Genomic DNA, 17,110 nt, shown 5'->3' with positions numbered 1-17,110 from the left:
AGGGAACGCCATGCGGCAAGGGGCTGAGCTGTCAGCCCCGACGAGCTTTCCATGCACGATAAATTGCATAATCATGCTAATTATCGTTAACCGTATTCAATTTTCTTATTATAGTTCATGATTTATTTTCAAATACGATGCCTCGCCTTAGTCCCAGTTCGGATTTTGCTCCAAATTTGGATTCAAGACTGTTTGATTATAAGGGATCGGCCATAAATAATCTCGTTTCGGATTAAAAGAACGTTTCACGACTTCTATTCCATCATAATTATGCATCATACCATTATTCTCTTTCTCGGCGGTTTTCCAACGCAAGATATCCGAATAGTAGAGTCCTTCAAAGGTCAACTCGATACGGCGTTCACGGCGGATTACCTCACGCATCTGATCTTTCGTCAAACCTTTTGGTACTTCCGGCATATTGATATCCGGACGCCTACGCAATTGGTTGATGGCATCATAAACTGACTGATCAGGACCACTCGCCTCATTCTGCGCCTCGGCATACGTCAACAGAACTTCCGCATAACGAATTAAAATGAAATTGAAAGCCGAACGTTCTACTAAAGGAATCGTTACATCATCCTCATAAGAAGTGTATTTCTTCACACCGAAACCCGTAGTCGCCACATCTTCTTTTGTGATCGTCTTTCCTAAATACGGATAACCGATGCAAACGATCGATTTCAATAAACGAGGATCTCTGTTCTCATACGGACGAGTCGGATCATAAAGCGGTGACTCTTCTATCGTCTTCCCGTCAATACAGAGATATGTATCAACCAGTTCCTTCAAGGGAGCCGGACGATTCAAGCGCCAGATATTCTGATCATAATCCGTTGGATACTCCGGCAATTTCGCTTCTATATCAAAGATTACCTCACAATTATATTTATTATCTTCGCTAAAGAAATGACGATAATCATTGAATAATTGATAAACGCCAGACTCCATTACCTGCTTAGCAGCTTGGGCCGCCTCCGCCCAACGAGAATTATATAATAAAGTACGGGCTTTTAACGCTAATGCGGCACCTTTTGTCGCACGTCCCAAGTCTGAGCTAGCATAGGTGTCCGGTAGCACGGCAGCGGCCTCCTCCAAATCCTTGACAATCTGATTCACTACCTCTTCCTTGGAATTGCGAGGTAATTCGGCTTGCTCATCCGCATTGGGAGCATCTATAATCAGCGGTACACCTCCGAATTTATCGACCAGACTTAAATAATAGAAAGCTCGTAAGAACTTGGCTTCACCCACCATCTTCGCCTTCTCCGACTCATCCATATCGACACCTCCGACATTAGCGATGAAAGTATTCGTACGGCCAATACCAACGTAACAGTTCTTCCATAAACTTCCGATTAGAGCCGTAGTAGACAAATGTTCACCCTTTCCAATCGCTTGCGTACCATTCGCCTCGTTATAAGGCATCGCATTCGCTGTCAGCATATCGAATTCCATCGTATGCAATGAACGCCAAGGTTTCAATGCGTTGTAACATCCCATTATACCGGCGCTCGCATGCTCTTTTGTCTTCCAGAATGTTTCCGTGGAATATTGATCGGAAGGATCTACATCCAACCAGCTATCGCAAGCGATTAAACTCATACAAGCGACAGCGACACATATCATCTTATATATTTTACGTCTCATATTATTATTCCTTATTATTTAAAATGTGACATTAACACCTGCCGTATAAGTCCGTACAGACGGATAGGCATACCAGTTGCTTCCCTTCAAGTTCTTTTCCGGATCAAAATCCTTCATCGGAGAGAACGTGAATAAGTTTTGCGCATTGACAAAGACCTTTAATCTCTTAACCACACCGCTTTTCAAGAAAGAGGCCGGTACGTTATAAGAAAGTTGCAAGTTCTTCAAACGTAAATAAGAGGCATTTCTCAACCAAAAATCATTTGTACGGAAATTCTCGTTCAAGCATCCTTCATACGTAGTCAAGATAGGCAATGTAGCGCTGGTTCCCCGCTCGGGAGTCCAAGCATCCGTCAACCATTGTTCCGGCAAACCACAACCAAACCATAAAGGAGTAGCACCAATACGGTCTCCATATGTATAGACATCAGTTACACCTTGGAAGAAAGCGCTCAGATCCCAATCCTTATATCCTAAGTTGATATTGAATCCATAAGTTATCTTAGGAATCACACCACCACGTATCTGGCGGTCATCTTCAGTAATTTTCCCATCTCCATTCGTATCCTCAAACTTCAGATATCCCGGTTTAGTAGCCGCGGTTTGATACGGACTATTCTTGATTTCCTCCTCAGATTGGAAAATACCGATAGCATGAAGCATATAATAAGAATCGATAGGCTTTCCTTCTTCCAAGATAAACATTCCATCAATGATTGTTTGCCCCTTCAAGCTAACGATCTTATTCTTGATAAAGGTCATATTTCCATTTACCTCGTAACGGAAGTCCCCGATATTGTTCCGATACCCCATATTCAACTCGAAACCTTTATTGCTCACCTCGCCGATATTACGGATCGGCCCATCCAGACCACCTACTTGATCCGGCAAAGTAACCTTACGCAAGATGTCGGAAGTACGTTTATCAAAGAACTCGAAAGAGAAATCTAAGTTTCCGTTTAACAAGCTAGCGTCAATACCGACATTCGTCATGGTCGTTGTCTCCCATGTGATGTTCGGATCGTTATAGGCGGTAATAGCCGCTCCGGATTGCATCGCTCCATTCAACGGGTAGTTATAATCCGTAATTGAACCATCATTTTTTATCACCTTCAAGTTCATTAGGTCCACGTAACGGAACAAATCGATACGCTCGTTACCCAATTGTCCCCAAGAAGCTCTCAATTTCAGATTATATATCCAAGGAATATCTTTCATAAACTCTTCCTCGCTCAAACGCCATCCGGCAGAGAATGATGGGAAAATCCCCCAACGATTTCCTTTGGCAAAACGAGACGAACCATCATAACGAAAGTTACCCTCAAATAAATAACGATCCTTATAACCATAATTCACCCTACCAAAGTAAGACATCAAGACTGATCTCGAGGAAGTACCCGCTACACTCGGATTACTAGAACCTGCGTTTAATTCGTGCAACTCGTTCCCTAAGAAACCTTCTACCTTAGCGGAAAACTCAGTCTTATCATCGCTCTCAAAACTATAGCCAGCCAATACTTTTACGTCATGGGCATCATTGAACTTCTTGCCCCAAGATAAAGTATTGAATACTGTAACTGCCAAGTCATTCTTATCACCTTTATAGGCATGGCGTGTATTCTGACCGTCATAAACCACTCGTTTCTCCTCATTGGTCTTCAACTGATATTCGTATACATCAGGCGCAAAACGAGATTGCAGATAATCATATTTGTTTAAACCGACATTCAAGTTATAAACGATATCAAACGGAAGCTTATATTCCGCAGACAAATTCGCCAACATACGCAAGGACTTATGCTTGTTCTCGCCCTCATCGGCCAACGCCAACGGATGGCGATAGATATTATGCCCAGGAGTACGGATAAAGGTATCCGCATAGCGACCATCGGCCGTATAAGTCGGGTGGAAAGCCTGCGCTTTATAAGTCATCTCCACTAAGTTTGCCACACCCGCTACCGGCTCATTATAGATCTGATAATGCGCATTGATATTAGCGCCGATCTTCAAACGGCTATTTACCTGAGCAGTCGTATTCACAGCTAAGGTATATTTATTGGAATCCGTTCCACGCAATACTCCATTTTGATCACCATAGCCTAAAGATACGGAATACGTATATTTATCATCACCTCCGGAGAAACGCATGTTATGCTCCATAATAAAGGCATTATTATACATAATATCCAACCAATTATTCTGCGGATACATAATCGGGTCTGTTAACATACCTTGTTTGTACTCCTCGATTAACGCATCAGAATAATCCACCGTTAGTTTACCTTCGTTCCGTTGCGCTTGGTTTCTCATTTCCATAAACACGACCGGATCATATACGAAGTTAGGCAGATAGGTAGCCTGCTGCACGCCGAAATAGTTATTATAATCGACGGTAAACTTACCTTTCTTTCCCCCCTTTGTCTTTACCAAGACAACGCCATTCGCCGCACGAGAACCGTAGATAGCGGAAGAAGCCGCATCTTTCAATACGGAAATACTCTCAATATCATTCGGATTTACCGCTTCCAACGGGAACTCGATGCCATCCACCAAAATCAATGGATTATTATCGTTCAAGGTTCCCTGACCACGAATACGAATCGTCGCCCCGTCCGCTCCCGGCTGAGCACCCGCTTGATTTACGTAAACACCTTGCGTACCTTGCAACGCTTGGGTCGAGTTGGTGATCGGGCGATTCTCCAACGTCTCCGCATCCAAAGAGGAGATCGCTCCTGTTAAATTCACTTTCTTCTGCGTTCCGTAACCTACGACCACAACCTCATCCAACTTCTGGGTATCCTCGGACAGGCTAACCATTACTTTCGAAGAATTACCAACCTCGACCGTACGATCCGTATAACCGATATAAGAAACTACCAAGATCGCATTGTCCGGTACTTCCAGACTGAAGTTTCCATCGATATCCGTAATCGTTCCGTTCGTAGTGCCTTTAACGACAACATTCGCCCCGATAATGGGTTCTCCCAAGGCATCTTTTACTTGCCCGGTAATCTTTCGTGGCGAAGACTGGAATAAGGCATTCGGATGTGAGACACTTGAAACACTCTTTGACTTAATTATAATCTGCCGGTCTACAATCTCATATTGGTATCCCGTATTTTTCAAGGCTTGCTCTAAGACCTCCTCTAACGAAGCATTATTTGCTTTTACACTCGTTTTCCTATTTACATTTACTTGATTATCATTCAAGAAGAACGTGTACTCACTATTTTTCTCTATTTCTTTTAGCACTTCCGATATACTGCAATCCTGTTTATTCATGGAAAGCTTATAATTCTGTCCATAGGTAGAAGCGGATACAGTGCATGCGAAAGCCAAGGATAACAACGCACTTATCTTCATGACTCGGTTTACTTTTCTGATTTTTTTCATAACTTTGTAATGTTTCTGATGAATAAATTAGCAGGTGTGTCGGCCTCTCAACTCCTAACGCCTGCCGTCAAGAACATTTGATCAGGAGGAGAAACCTAGTTTGTCCTCCTGTTTTTTATTAGACTTAAGAACTGTTAACAAGCATATCTCTTAGAATTTAACGTTAGACACTCATTTATCTCCCTTTATATATAGTTCATATTCATTGTCTTTCTCTCTGTATTTAATGGGCGACGTATTGCTCAGCATAAACAGGATTCGCTCCAAGGACTCATCCCGTACCTTAAACGTAAACCGATATTTCTCCGCTATCTCCTTCGGGCACTTTATCTTCCGCCCGAACCAAGGCTCCAGACGGGTAAGGATCATGCTCAAGCGTTCGTTCTCAAAACTGAGGACACCGTTACGCCAACCCGAATACTCCTCGGCATTAACCGTCTTAACTCTAACCGTATTCGCTTGTTTGTCGAAAACCAACATCTCGTTCGGGTTCAATATCACCTCACGCCTGTTCTTCACATTGGGACCTCCCAAGCCAATCTTCACCTTACCGTTTAACAGGATCGTCTCCAACTTGCTCTCGGAATCATAATTGAAAACCTCGAAGGCCGTGCCCAAGGCCGTTACATCCATGTTCTTGGTATGCACGGTAAATGGTCTTTCCCGATCTTTCGCCACGTCGAAGAAGGCTTGCCCTTTTAATTCCACATCACGGGTCTTGCCATCGAAACTCTTTGGGTAGATCAATTGGCTATTCGGCCCCATTCTCACGGTCGTACCGTCCGATAAGGAAACCGACTCTATGCAACGGACACCGGAGGCCATTACATATATATATTGATCTTCTTTCGTATGAGACCAATAAACTACGCTTCCTACACCTAAAAGTAGCAATATGGAGGCGGCTATCGCCGTAATCTTATAGACCCAGAGTTTACGGACACCGTTTGTCGCCATTGTCCGGGCTATGATTCGTTCCCACATGCGATTCCCCACCATGGGATTCACGCGATCCGCAGCCTCGTCCCATTGGGAACGCATACGCTCTTCCACTTTTGGGTCACACAGCAAACGTTGCCGATCTTTCTCATCCAGAGCATCTCGCATCAACTTCTTCAATATCGTTCTCGTATCTTCGCTCATGTTTATTATTCTTGTTCTATTTATAAATACACGCCACGACTCCCTCCCCCCTATTGGAAGATAAAAAAATTCGCTTAGGTTAATCAAATTCAGATAAGATACCCAAATACGATTGAAAAATAATCATGCCTAAAGCCTCAAGTACAATTAAATGTCCATTACTTATAGGTACTCTTTAAAATTATCTTTACGAAATTGTATTTTATCAGTATCTTCCTTGCTTTCCATCCTTATATTTCCGTCCTTTGTATTCAATGAAATTGGTTGCCGACGGTGTCGGCAGTATTTCCGACGCCGTCAGCAATATTTCCGACAGCGTCAGCAGCATTGCCGAGGGCGTCGGCAACCGATTTCATCAAATAGAAACGCCAAAGAGATAAACGTTAAATTTCCGAGGCATCCTATACATTATCCATTTAAATAACGAGAAAATCATGGGAAAACCAAGAAGTGGCATCCAAGTCAGTATTTATAATACACCGGGCAATGAACAACGCGGGCCAACATCCTGCGCACGAGTCATCACCAGAGATACCAAACGCATGAACGATATATGTGAGTATATTTCCGAATGCTCATCCGTCACCTCCGCCGACATAAAAGGTGTATTGGAGGCGCTTACTTCCTATATCGGCAGGGAATTATCCTATGGGTACAGCGTGGAACTGGAAGGATTGGGACATTTCTCGCCATCGGTAAAAAGCAAAGAAGTAACGGACCAGAAAGGAAATACTAAATCAAGCGCTAGCATACACGGCGTTAACTTCCGCTGCTCTCCCCGACTGAAGGAGATGGTAAAAAAGAACGCCCCCATCTTGGTTAAACGGGAAAATCTGCCCAAAACGGGAATCGAGGGAAGGAAGACTAAGATGTTATCTTATCTAGAAAGAAACTCATATATAAATCTCACCGATTACGCCGGCTTGAACAATTGTACCCGCTACCGTGCGAGCGAGGATATCAAGCAATTTATCAAGGATAACGTAATAGCCAGCGTAGGATATCGAACACACCGGATTTATGTGCTGCCTGAAAAAGAAGACGAGCAAAACTAAAACTTAGGACGAAAAACAACCACAATCGTTATTATTTATCAAAGAAGAAAGACTATCTTTGCCGTGCTACCGATAATGGGGTTAAAGCGATAATCCCTGTGTGGCACTAATTATAAATACGGCATTTTAAGATATTATTCCCTTCGTGTAAATTATCCCCGTAATTAAGAAATCGGAATAATAGCAACTAAATGCCCATGCTAATTGTATATACTCAAATATATATAATAAAGCATGGGCTGTTGTCTATTATCGATTTCAAGGGTATGGGGATACCCTACACGTTGGGTAGTAGCGACAGTTCCATGCTTTTTTATGATATCGTCGCTACATCATATTTATTCACGATAAAATACTTTTGAATATATTATGACAAGGCTAGACGTAAAAGAACAAATTCCCGATCAGGAGGCGACATCCTCCAAAGACAGTATATATATTAATGTACAAAGCCTGAAAGAGTATTCACGGCATATTATCGCCATGGCTAATGAATTTGACCGCCAAAAAGCCGTTATAACCAAGACCGAACTACAAATGACCACTCTTTTACGAACCTGTCGCCAACAAGAGTTAGAGCTTAGATCCCTGAAACTAGAGAACCTACGGTTATTGAGAACGATAAAAGACTTATCGGGGAAAGAAATCTCGCCTAATATCTATCTTCCCCATGAATTACCCCTAATCATTACGGACGATATCATGAATGTACTCTCCTTATCTCTCGTGAGCGATTTTGACCTAGACACCCGAACGATAAACATGTTACGAAAAATGGAAATCTATACATTGGAAGATCTGCTGCGATACACGAAAGATAAAGGACTACAAGTCCTACTAAAATACAGGGGATTCGGCGCTCATTCCTTAGCCCTCTTGAAGGAGAGCCTGATAAAAAAAGGCGTATTCGAACGCAGTGGCACTTCCGGACTCTATAAATACGTGACCTAGGAAAGCGCTAGATAAACCAGATAAGTAACATGATATTTTTCTTCAAGAACTTCAAGGCTTCGCTGATTTGGTTCTCAACGGTCTTCTCGGAAATATTGAGTTGGAAGGCTATCTCTTTATAGCTTTTATGCTCCTTCCGGCTTAGATTAAAGATAACCCGGCGTCTTTCCGGCAATTCCTCTATCAAATGATTGATATACTCCCCCAAGTTATAGGCGGTGATCTCTTCCTCTAAGTCGTAAGAGGTCTCCATAGCGGACAAGACCGTCATTTTATAAAAGTCCTCGTTCACGTTCTTCCGGTGCTGATTAAAGATCAAGTTACGGGTGATGACAAACAGAAGCCCCTTGAAGTTATCATCCTCCCGGATGAATTCCCTCGACTCCCAGACCTTGATAAACACCTCTTGTACCACATCCTCGGCCACATCCCGATTATTCAAATAAAGCCCGCAGAAATGATAAACCTTTTCCCAATATTGTTTATACAACATCGAAAAAGCCTCCCTATCTCCTTCTTTCAACGACTTTATAATTTGTCTCTCTTTCATTTAGCATCACATATCGTTTCGCGAAGATAATAAAATCATATACTAATAAAAGTTAATGATATCCCAGTTCTCCCGGACTTCTTTGTACTATTAATATAGCACGAGAAATAATGGAAGAAAAAAACAAACATATAAGCGATTTATTAATCCGATACGTAAATGGACTCTATACACGGTACGATATAGAGACCTTGCGGAAGTTAGCCTCATCCATAACGGAGCGAGCAGAATTAGAAAGCGAAATGGACCGGGTCTGGAGCGAAGCGCAGGACTTACCTCAATCCGATTCCCATAATCATCTGCTTTATAAGAAGGAGGCGCAAGACCTGTTGGATAAGACACGTAAAAGAGAAAGAAGAATCTCCCTATCCACTTTCATCAAGTATGCGGCGAGCATAGCGATTATCGTTTCCATAGGATTCGGAGCGAAACTATACCTAAATCATTCAGCGAAGCAGCATACATCTGCCAGCGACCATCTCCTAACGGAAATAAGCGTCAATCATGGCGAACATAAGCAAGTCACCCTTCCCGATGGCACGGTCGTTCATCTAAACGCCGGTACCGTCATGCGATACCCAACGGAATTTACCTCTGACATCCGTTTGGTAGAAATGGAAGGAGAAGCTTTTTTCAATGTCATGAGAGACGAGGGCAAGCCCTTCATCGTCCGTACCCGACAAGCCGACGTAAAAGTACTCGGAACCTCTTTCAACGTAAAAGCCTATCAAGAGGATGAGTTGATGGCCGTCAGCGTTCGGACCGGAAAAGTTGAGGTGGATATGCCCGAAAGCGTAATGCGCCTATTACCGAACGAGCAGATAATCGTGAATAACACAAATGGAGAGATTCTTAAAAAGAACGAGGACGCCCAAAAAGTAACGGCTTGGCTGCAAGGTGGCCTTTATTTCAACCGGACACCTATCAGTAGCGTTATACACGATTTGGAACGGATGTATAATCAAGCGATCGTACTCGATCCGAATAGCGTATTCGACGATTACATCTATGGCGAGCACGACAATAAAAGTCTGGAAGCCGTACTGAACGCGATTCAATATTCAACCGGCATCCGATACCGGACGGAAGGAAACCGGATCGTGTTATACAAAACGAGTTATTAACCTTAAAATCGATTTGTCATGAAAGATACGACCTAAGCATAGCCACATAAAAAAGGGAAACCGACCTCTGACCTTCGATCTCCCTTTATCTTTCCCGATATGTACACCCTTGGATTGGACCCCCTTGGAGATTACATAAATCGGACCGTTTTTAAAAGTGTATAAAAACAACCTTTAAACATACAAAATTATGAACTTTCCAACTATTACTAGGTATAATTGGATGTGTTGTTCTATTATTTTAGTTTTTTTAGCGTTAAGCTCCCCTAAGCCTCTGCAAGCCCAAGAAAATCAAAAAGAAAGAATAACGATTCAAGTAAAAAACCAACCCATACAAAAAGTCTTCGATGATTTGTCGAAGCAGACAGGATTAAAGTTTTTCTATGGAGAAGCCATAGCGAACCGGAACGTACAAGTTAACCTAAAGTTCAAGAACGCTCCCATCAACAGCGTATTGAACGAGATCACCCGGCAAGCCAATCTTTATTTTAAGCGAGAGAATAACACGATAGCCGTCAGTCTCGGAAACGCGGGCAATGCCTCCGTTCCAGTGACACAAGACCGGAAAGTGACCGGTATCATTACGGATGAACGGGGTGAACCGATCATCGGAGCGAACGTCGTGGTAAAAGGTACGTCCAAAGGGACAGTTACCGACCTGAACGGTGAGTATAGCATCGAGGCGAACGGTAAATCGATCCTGCTCATATCTTACATCGGCTATTTATCGGAAGAAGTGGCCGTAGGCAACAACAAGACCCTTAATATCCAGCTAAAGGAAGACGCCCAGAAGCTTGACGAGGTAGTCGTGATTGGTTACGGAACACAGAAACGAAGCAATCTTTCCGGAGCGATCTCGAAAGTCACCTCCGAGGTTATCGAATCTAAGCCCGTGACCAACGTGCTATCCGCCTTGCAGGGAGAAATACCGGGGATGGTTATCCAACGAAGCTCCGGCCAGCCGGGTAACGAGGACTTTAAGATGAACATACGTGGAGTCTCATCCGCTAACGGAGACAGTGCCCCGCTGGTTTTAGTAGATGGTATTCCCGGTGATATCAATATGATCAATCCGCAGGATATCGATGCCATCTCCGTCTTAAAAGATGCCTCTGCCTCTATTTACGGAGCACGGGCCGCAGGCGGCGTTGTCTTGATTACGACCAAGAAGGGAGCGACCGGCGCACCTAAGATCACTTACAATGGAAACTTGTCGATCTCCAAGATGACCGGTATGATGAAAGCGCCAACCAATTATGAGATGGCGATCATGGACAACGAGGCCAATATCCATAACGGCTCCGCCCCTATGTATACGCAAGAGCTTCTGGATAGGATCTTGTCCAACGACCCGAATCCGATCGATCACCCGTTGTATGGAGGATGGAAATTGTTCTTTACGAACACGGACTGGATGGACGAGCTGTTGAACAACGGCGTTCAGCATAAGCACAATCTCACTATCTCCGGTGGCGGCGAGAAATCCAATTATTATTTATCCGCCGGTTATAGCAAGCAATTCGGAGTCGTAAAATATGCCGACGACAATAACACCAAGTATAATCTACGTATGAACTACGATTATAGGATCACGGATTGGTTAAAGCTGGAGACCAAAGTAGCCTTGGACAATAATAAACGTACCGATGTAGGCAGCAACGGAGCGTGGGTAATCGGTGAGGCGATTCTGGATATGCCTAACCACCCGGTCTATAATGCCGATGGTAACTTCTTCACCCAAGGAGGCTGGAGCAATGCCGTAGCGTTGGCCAAAGAGAGCGAGACCGCCACGTTCAAGACCCGGGAGATGAATGGTAATTTCAGGTTAATCGCCAACATTATCGACGGGCTGACCTTAACCGCCCAAGCCGGTGTTAATTATAAGAACAAGAACAATGAGGACATAGCGAAAGCGATCCCTCTTTATACATGGGACAATAATATCACCTACTACACCGGAGCGGGAAGTCCGGAGCAGTCTGCCGTGGATCGCACGACAGAAGAGACCGTTTACCAAAATTACACGGCCTACTTGAATTACGATAAGAACTTCGGCCCGGACCACCATCTGGACGCCATGTTAGGTATGGCCTACGAGACGGAGGAAGTCCGCATGTTCATGGCACGCCGTGATAACTTCATCTCGGATGAGCTGTGGGAGCTTAACCTCGGAGGCACGGGAAATATGAAGAACGACGCCAAAGCCGAGCATTGGGCTACCGGCTCTACCTTCGCCCGCCTAGGCTACAGCTTTAAGAACAAGTACATTCTGGAGACAAACTTCCGTTATGACGGTAGTTCCCGTTTCGCCCCCGGCAACCGGTGGAGGATGTTTCCCGGAGTCTCCGCCAGCTGGCGTATCTCGCAAGAAAACTTCTTGAAAAACTCCAAGGTATTCAATGAGCTGAAGTTAAGAGCATCATACGGACAGACCGGAAACCAAGAAGGTATCCGCCTGTATGACTATATCCAGTTGCTAAAGTTTAGGGACGATGGCTGGGGAACTAAATTAATCTATCCGTTCGGAAACGGTTCCCAAAGCCAAGCCATGGGCTTAGACGTATTGGCCGGGGTAGACCGGACATGGGAAATTCTGGAGAATGTCAACGTGGGTGTCGATGCCGCTTTCCTTGATTCCCGCCTCGGCTTCTCGTTTGATTATTTCGTAAAAATGAATAATAATATGTTAATTCCGGTAACTTATCCCAGCATGTTAGGCGCGGAGGCACCCTACTCGAACTCGGGTAAATTACGCACGAACGGCTTCGAGTTGACATTGAACTGGACCGACAAGATCGGCAACGTTGAATACTCTGCCCAATTCCAGTTGACCGACGCCGTGAACAAATTAGTTGAATACGGAGGTGCCGATACCTATAAACTAGGATTGAACGAGACCCGGGAAGGTTATCCCATGAATTCCTATTTCGCTTACGTATACGATGGCGTGATCAAGGACCAAGCGGATCTCGACGCTTATAAGAAACTAGAGGGCGTACCTTCCAATATCGGCATCGGAGACGCGAAGTTCAAGGATTTGAACGGCGACGGTAAGATCTCCACCTACGGTGATAAAGATGGGGATGACGGCGACGCCGAATACGTTGGCTCCACCACTCCCCGCTATTCCTTCGGATTGAATCTGGGCGCTAAATGGAACAACTTCGATATCAGCGTATTCTTCCAAGGAGTTGCCAAGCGCACCTTGTTCCGTGAAGGAGACTTCGCCATGCCTTGGAGCGACTGGTGGAGATACCCGCCCCAGTTCTACTACGGCCAGACATGGAACGAGGATCGCCCGGACGCCTATTATCCCCGCTTGACGCATGGAGAAATCCGGCATTGGAATTATCAGGCATCCACCCTGCAAAAGATCAACGCCGCCTACATTCGCCTAAAGAATATCCAGATAGGCTACACGCTCCCCAAAGGCGCGTTACAGAAACTAGGCATCGAACGGACACGCTTTTACGTAAGCGGACAGGATCTATTCGAGATACATAACGTAAAAGGAGGATGGGACCCCGAGTCGGACAAAGCCGGATTCAATTATCCGTTCCAACGTTATTATTCTTTCGGTATTGACTTAACTTTCTAAGGTTCCACGAAAAAACAAATTAGCAGTATGAGACGATTTAATATAATTATAGCGCTATCGGCCACACTCGGGCTATCTAGTTGCGACTTGGATATGACACCTATGGATCAAGTGTCCGACGCCGTATTTTGGCAAAAGCCTTCCGATTTCGAGTTGGCCGCCAATGATTTCTACTTCAGCCTGATGGAGGCCTCCCAATATATAGATAAGAACTCGGATATCGCTTTCGGTTCGGGGGCGGACGACGTAAGCGATGGTTCTTATTTAGCACCGGTCAATTCGGATGATTGGGATGAGCCTTGGAAATTCATCCAATCCACTTCCTATCTGCTCAAGAAAGCGGAGGAGTCTGGATTGACCGACGACGAGATCGGACGCTGGAAAGCCGAGGCCCATTTCTTCCGGGCCTACAACTACTGGAAACTGGTCAAGTTCTACGGAGGGGTTCCCAAGATAGAGATTCCCTTGAATACCTCCTCGGAACAGCTTTACACGCCTCGCTCCTCCCAGCAGGAGATCATTGATTTTATCATCGACGATCTCGATAAGGCGATTCCTTTGCTTCCCAAGCAAAGCCAGTTGACTACCGAGGAATTGGGCCGTACCACGCAAGGGGCCGCCTTAGCGTTAAAAGCCCGCGTATCCTTGTACGAGGGAACTTGGGAGAAATACCATCAAGGCTCCAATGCCGATATGTATATCCAATCGGCTATCGATGCCGCCCAAGCCCTAGTGGATTCCAAGGAATACGCCTTGTTCCGGGATAAAGGGAAGGAAAGCTATAAATATCTACATATCTTAGAGGGGGATGATAGCAAGGAGGTCTTATTGGCAAGGCGTTATTATAAATTGAGAGTGACCCATAACTGGACACGGGAACTTTGGTTCGGTGCCATGGTTCCTACAAAAAACCTTGCGGATATGTATTTATGTAACGATGGTCTGCCCATCGACAAATCCCCTTTATTTAAGGGATTCCAATACCAGACGAGTGAATTCGAGAACCGGGACTCCCGTATGGAGCAGACGTTTATCGTTCCCGGTAGCGAGGTCTTTTTCGAGGGAGGTCTCTGGACACCTACCTATCCTGGATTTGTAGGGAATAGCGCTACACGCACAGGCTATATGATCCGTAAGTTCTTGGATGAGACATTGGATGCCGCTCAATTCATCGGCGAATACGACTTCAAGGAGTTTCGTTACGCCGAAGTCCTGCTGATCCTCGCCGAGGCTTTATACGAGAAGAACGGACAAATCACGGACGATCAGTTAGACATCACCATCAATGATCTGAGAAACCGGGCGAATATGCCTCACCTAACCAACGCTTTCGTCTCCGTCAACGGCCTGAATATGCTGGAAGAGATCCGGCGTGAGAGAACCGTGGAACTGGCATTCGAAGGATACCGCCGGGACGACCTACGTCGTTGGGGCACGGCGGAAACGGTTCTTCCCCTTGCGATCCGTGGCGTGAAATTCGTGGGTACGGAGTATCAACAGAAATTCCCGGAGTTGGTGATCGGGCAGGATATACAGGTGGATAGCGATGGCTTTATCATCGCCCAACCCGCATCCGCCCGCAAGTTCCAGACACCGAAGCATTGGCTATCCCCGATCCCTTTGCAACAGGTACAATTGTCGAAAGGAACCTTGGAACAGAATCCGGGCTGGTAAGGGTTTTTCCAAGAATAAGCGACTATATATATGAGGGTAGGCCCTACCTATACGAGAAGGGAGGGCCTACCTATCTGGGAGGGGAATCCCATTTAAATATGAATTATCTTAAATTTTTATAGCATGAAGAAATACTTTTTAGCGGTAGCTAGTTTTTTTATTTATTCTCATATCAGTCTAGGCCAAGTGTATCCGGGGCAGATGGATTCCACGTTTGTCCCTGTACGGAGTCACCACTATGACCCGGAGTTAACATTTGATTTTTGCGTGAATGAACCCGCTTGGAGCAATCAGGCGGGTATCCATTCCGCCTTCGGATCGACCGACCGGCTTTATTTCCGGAAGGAAGTACCCGTAAACCATGACAACGATTTATCATCTTCCTACTCTACGACCGTTTGGAGGGGGGAAAGAGCGAATGCCCAGATATTGGTATGGTCGTCAGAAGCGTTGGAACAAGTACGTGTCTCTACGCAGGACTTGAGGAGCGCCGAGGGAAACATCATCCCGAAAGATCGGATTACCTTCGAGTTGGTGCGTTACGTATTGTCCAATTATCCGTATGCCGAGAAAAAAGCCATCTGCGGGGAATCTCCCTACAAATCCGGCTTCTTGATGCCAGACCGTTTCGAGACGCTGGACCGCTTCGATCTCCCTTCCCAAACCACCCGTCCGGTATGGATGATGGTGGATGTGCCGAGAGGAACCGTTCCCGGCACGTATAAAGGACAGGTGGAGGTGCGGGCGAAAGGCAAGGCTCCTCAACTATTGAATCTGGAGATCGTGGTGCAAAACCAGTTGCTCCCCTATCCGAAAGACTGGAAATACCGTCTGGACCTATGGCAGAACCCGTGGGCCGTGGCATGGTACAATCACGTGGAACCGTGGTCACCAGAACATAAGATGCTTCTCAAGCAGCATTTGAAGCATTATGCCGACGCGGGTGGTACCTACATCACGACTTATGGAGTACATTCTCCTTGGTCCGATAACTCCTATATGATCGAGGGGGGCATGATCGAGTGGATCAAGAAAGCGGACGGCACATGGGCCTTCGACTACAAGATCTTCGACGAGTACGTAGAATTAGCGATGGAATGTGGCATCAACGAGGCAATCACCCTCTATACCCCGATTCCTTGGGGATTCCGTCACCGCTATAAGGACGAGGCTACGGGCGATTATTCTTATATCAACTGGGCGCCAAGCTCGGAGGAATTCAAGAAGATGTGGAATATCTTCCTCACGGATTTCAAGTTCCATCTAGAAGCTAAAAGCTGGTTGGACATCACCTATATCGGAATCAACGAGAATCCGATGGAAGAGACCTTAGCGGCTATCAATGTCGTGCGCAACCATGATAAATGCTGGAAGATCACTTACGCCGGCAATTGGCATAAGGAATTGGACGGACTGCTGGACGATTATTCTTTCCTTTACGGAGAGGAACCTACCATCGCCGAGCAAAAGGCACGGGCCGCCACCGGACGCACGTCCACCGTATACGTATGCTGTAACCCGCCGATCCCGAACAACTTCGTGTTCTCACCTCCTATCGAGGGACGTTGGATCAGTTGGTATGTAATGGCGTATGGGTACGACGGCTTCTTGCGATGGGCTTACGACGCTTGGCCGGAAGATGCCGATCGCGACGCACGTCATGGCTCTTGGGCAGCAGGCGATTGCTACATGGTATATCCGGGAGGCAAGAGTTGCATCCGCTTCGAGAAGATGAGAGAGGGTATCGTGGATTTCGAGAAGGTCCGTATCTTACGGGAACTGACCGCCCAATCGGGTAACGCGCAAGCCCAAGGCTTATTGAAGCAGCTAGACCAACATTTGTCTATCTTCCCGAAAGAGAAAGAGTTCGATGAGAACAAGATCTCGGCGGATGTACGTAAGGGTAACCTCATCATCCGTCAACTGTCCGATCTTTTGGCGAAATAATGGGCTTATATAGCAGGAAAGA

General features: G+C 45.5%; 10 protein-coding genes. 6 read left to right on the top strand and 4 right to left on the bottom strand.

Annotation, left to right across the window (positions count from 1 at the left end):
* Nucleotides 1-147: 147 nt before the first annotated feature.
* The 3 genes from NBH16_RS16430 to NBH16_RS16420 form a co-directional block, all read right to left on the bottom strand.
* A complete protein-coding gene (locus NBH16_RS16430; protein WP_036610559.1) occupies nucleotides 148-1,653 on the bottom strand; it encodes a RagB/SusD family nutrient uptake outer membrane protein in 1,506 nt (501 codons plus the stop codon).
* Between the two features lie 18 nt (nucleotides 1,654-1,671).
* Nucleotides 1,672-5,046: a TonB-dependent receptor gene (locus tag NBH16_RS16425; protein ID WP_232282410.1), complete on the bottom strand. Its 3,375-nt coding sequence runs from the start codon at nucleotides 5,044-5,046 to the stop codon at nucleotides 1,672-1,674.
* A 171-nt stretch (nucleotides 5,047-5,217) separates the two neighbouring features.
* Nucleotides 5,218-6,189: a FecR family protein gene (locus NBH16_RS16420; RefSeq protein WP_211737374.1), complete on the bottom strand. Its 972-nt coding sequence runs from the start codon at nucleotides 6,187-6,189 to the stop codon at nucleotides 5,218-5,220.
* A 434-nt stretch (nucleotides 6,190-6,623) separates the two neighbouring features.
* Here NBH16_RS16420 and NBH16_RS16415 point away from each other — a divergent pair, with 434 nt between their 5' ends.
* A complete protein-coding gene (locus tag NBH16_RS16415; protein ID WP_036610553.1) occupies nucleotides 6,624-7,244 on the top strand; it encodes an HU family DNA-binding protein in 621 nt (206 codons plus the stop codon).
* A 369-nt stretch (nucleotides 7,245-7,613) separates the two neighbouring features.
* On the top strand, nucleotides 7,614-8,195 hold the full coding sequence (locus NBH16_RS16410) for a hypothetical protein (protein ID WP_008774243.1): 582 nt from the start codon (nucleotides 7,614-7,616) through the stop codon (nucleotides 8,193-8,195).
* 7 nt (nucleotides 8,196-8,202) lie between these two features.
* Here NBH16_RS16410 and NBH16_RS16405 read toward each other — a convergent pair whose 3' ends face one another.
* Nucleotides 8,203-8,745 (bottom strand): RNA polymerase sigma-70 factor, encoded by a 543-nt coding sequence (locus NBH16_RS16405; RefSeq protein ID WP_022191874.1) that lies wholly within the window; start codon nucleotides 8,743-8,745, stop codon nucleotides 8,203-8,205.
* A 110-nt stretch (nucleotides 8,746-8,855) separates the two neighbouring features.
* On the opposite strand from NBH16_RS16405, the gene NBH16_RS16400 reads away from it, so the two are divergent.
* From NBH16_RS16400 to NBH16_RS16385, 4 genes are all read left to right on the top strand, one after another.
* The gene (locus tag NBH16_RS16400) at nucleotides 8,856-9,869 is read left to right on the top strand and encodes a FecR family protein (protein ID WP_172514284.1); all 1,014 of its coding nucleotides are present in this window, start codon (nucleotides 8,856-8,858) and stop codon (nucleotides 9,867-9,869) included.
* Nucleotides 9,870-10,059: 190 nt separating this feature from the next.
* On the top strand, nucleotides 10,060-13,467 hold the full coding sequence (locus NBH16_RS16395; RefSeq protein WP_036610542.1) for a TonB-dependent receptor: 3,408 nt from the start codon (nucleotides 10,060-10,062) through the stop codon (nucleotides 13,465-13,467).
* A 27-nt stretch (nucleotides 13,468-13,494) separates the two neighbouring features.
* A complete protein-coding gene (locus tag NBH16_RS16390; RefSeq protein ID WP_048927794.1) occupies nucleotides 13,495-15,141 on the top strand; it encodes a RagB/SusD family nutrient uptake outer membrane protein in 1,647 nt (548 codons plus the stop codon).
* 123 nt (nucleotides 15,142-15,264) lie between these two features.
* On the top strand, nucleotides 15,265-17,088 hold the full coding sequence (locus tag NBH16_RS16385; protein WP_250788877.1) for a DUF4091 domain-containing protein: 1,824 nt from the start codon (nucleotides 15,265-15,267) through the stop codon (nucleotides 17,086-17,088).
* Nucleotides 17,089-17,110: the final 22 nt, after the last annotated feature.

The sequence above is a fragment of the Parabacteroides sp. Y3-G-102 genome, from assembly GCF_023656845.1.
GTDB classification, from domain to species: Bacteria; Bacteroidota; Bacteroidia; order Bacteroidales; family Tannerellaceae; genus Parabacteroides; species Parabacteroides distasonis.
The sequence above is the reverse complement of the archived record's forward strand: the minus strand, read 5'-3'. Positions and strand labels throughout refer to the sequence as shown.

Excerpts from the sequence above, each read along its gene's own strand:
- NBH16_RS16390 (WP_048927794.1), top strand. The coding sequence starts at position 13,495 with ATGAGACGATTTAATATAATTATAGCGCTATCGGCCACACTCGGGCTA.
- NBH16_RS16425 (WP_232282410.1), bottom strand. The coding sequence starts at position 5,046 with ATGAAAAAAATCAGAAAAGTAAACCGAGTCATGAAGATAAGTGCGTTG.
- NBH16_RS16420 (WP_211737374.1), bottom strand. The coding sequence starts at position 6,189 with ATGAGCGAAGATACGAGAACGATATTGAAGAAGTTGATGCGAGATGCT.
- NBH16_RS16385 (WP_250788877.1), top strand. The coding sequence starts at position 15,265 with ATGAAGAAATACTTTTTAGCGGTAGCTAGTTTTTTTATTTATTCTCAT.
- NBH16_RS16415 (WP_036610553.1), top strand. The coding sequence starts at position 6,624 with ATGGGAAAACCAAGAAGTGGCATCCAAGTCAGTATTTATAATACACCG.
- NBH16_RS16430 (WP_036610559.1), bottom strand. The coding sequence starts at position 1,653 with ATGAGACGTAAAATATATAAGATGATATGTGTCGCTGTCGCTTGTATG.
- NBH16_RS16405 (WP_022191874.1), bottom strand. The coding sequence starts at position 8,745 with ATGAAAGAGAGACAAATTATAAAGTCGTTGAAAGAAGGAGATAGGGAG.
- NBH16_RS16395 (WP_036610542.1), top strand. The coding sequence starts at position 10,060 with ATGAACTTTCCAACTATTACTAGGTATAATTGGATGTGTTGTTCTATT.
- NBH16_RS16400 (WP_172514284.1), top strand. The coding sequence starts at position 8,856 with ATGGAAGAAAAAAACAAACATATAAGCGATTTATTAATCCGATACGTA.
- NBH16_RS16410 (WP_008774243.1), top strand. The coding sequence starts at position 7,614 with ATGACAAGGCTAGACGTAAAAGAACAAATTCCCGATCAGGAGGCGACA.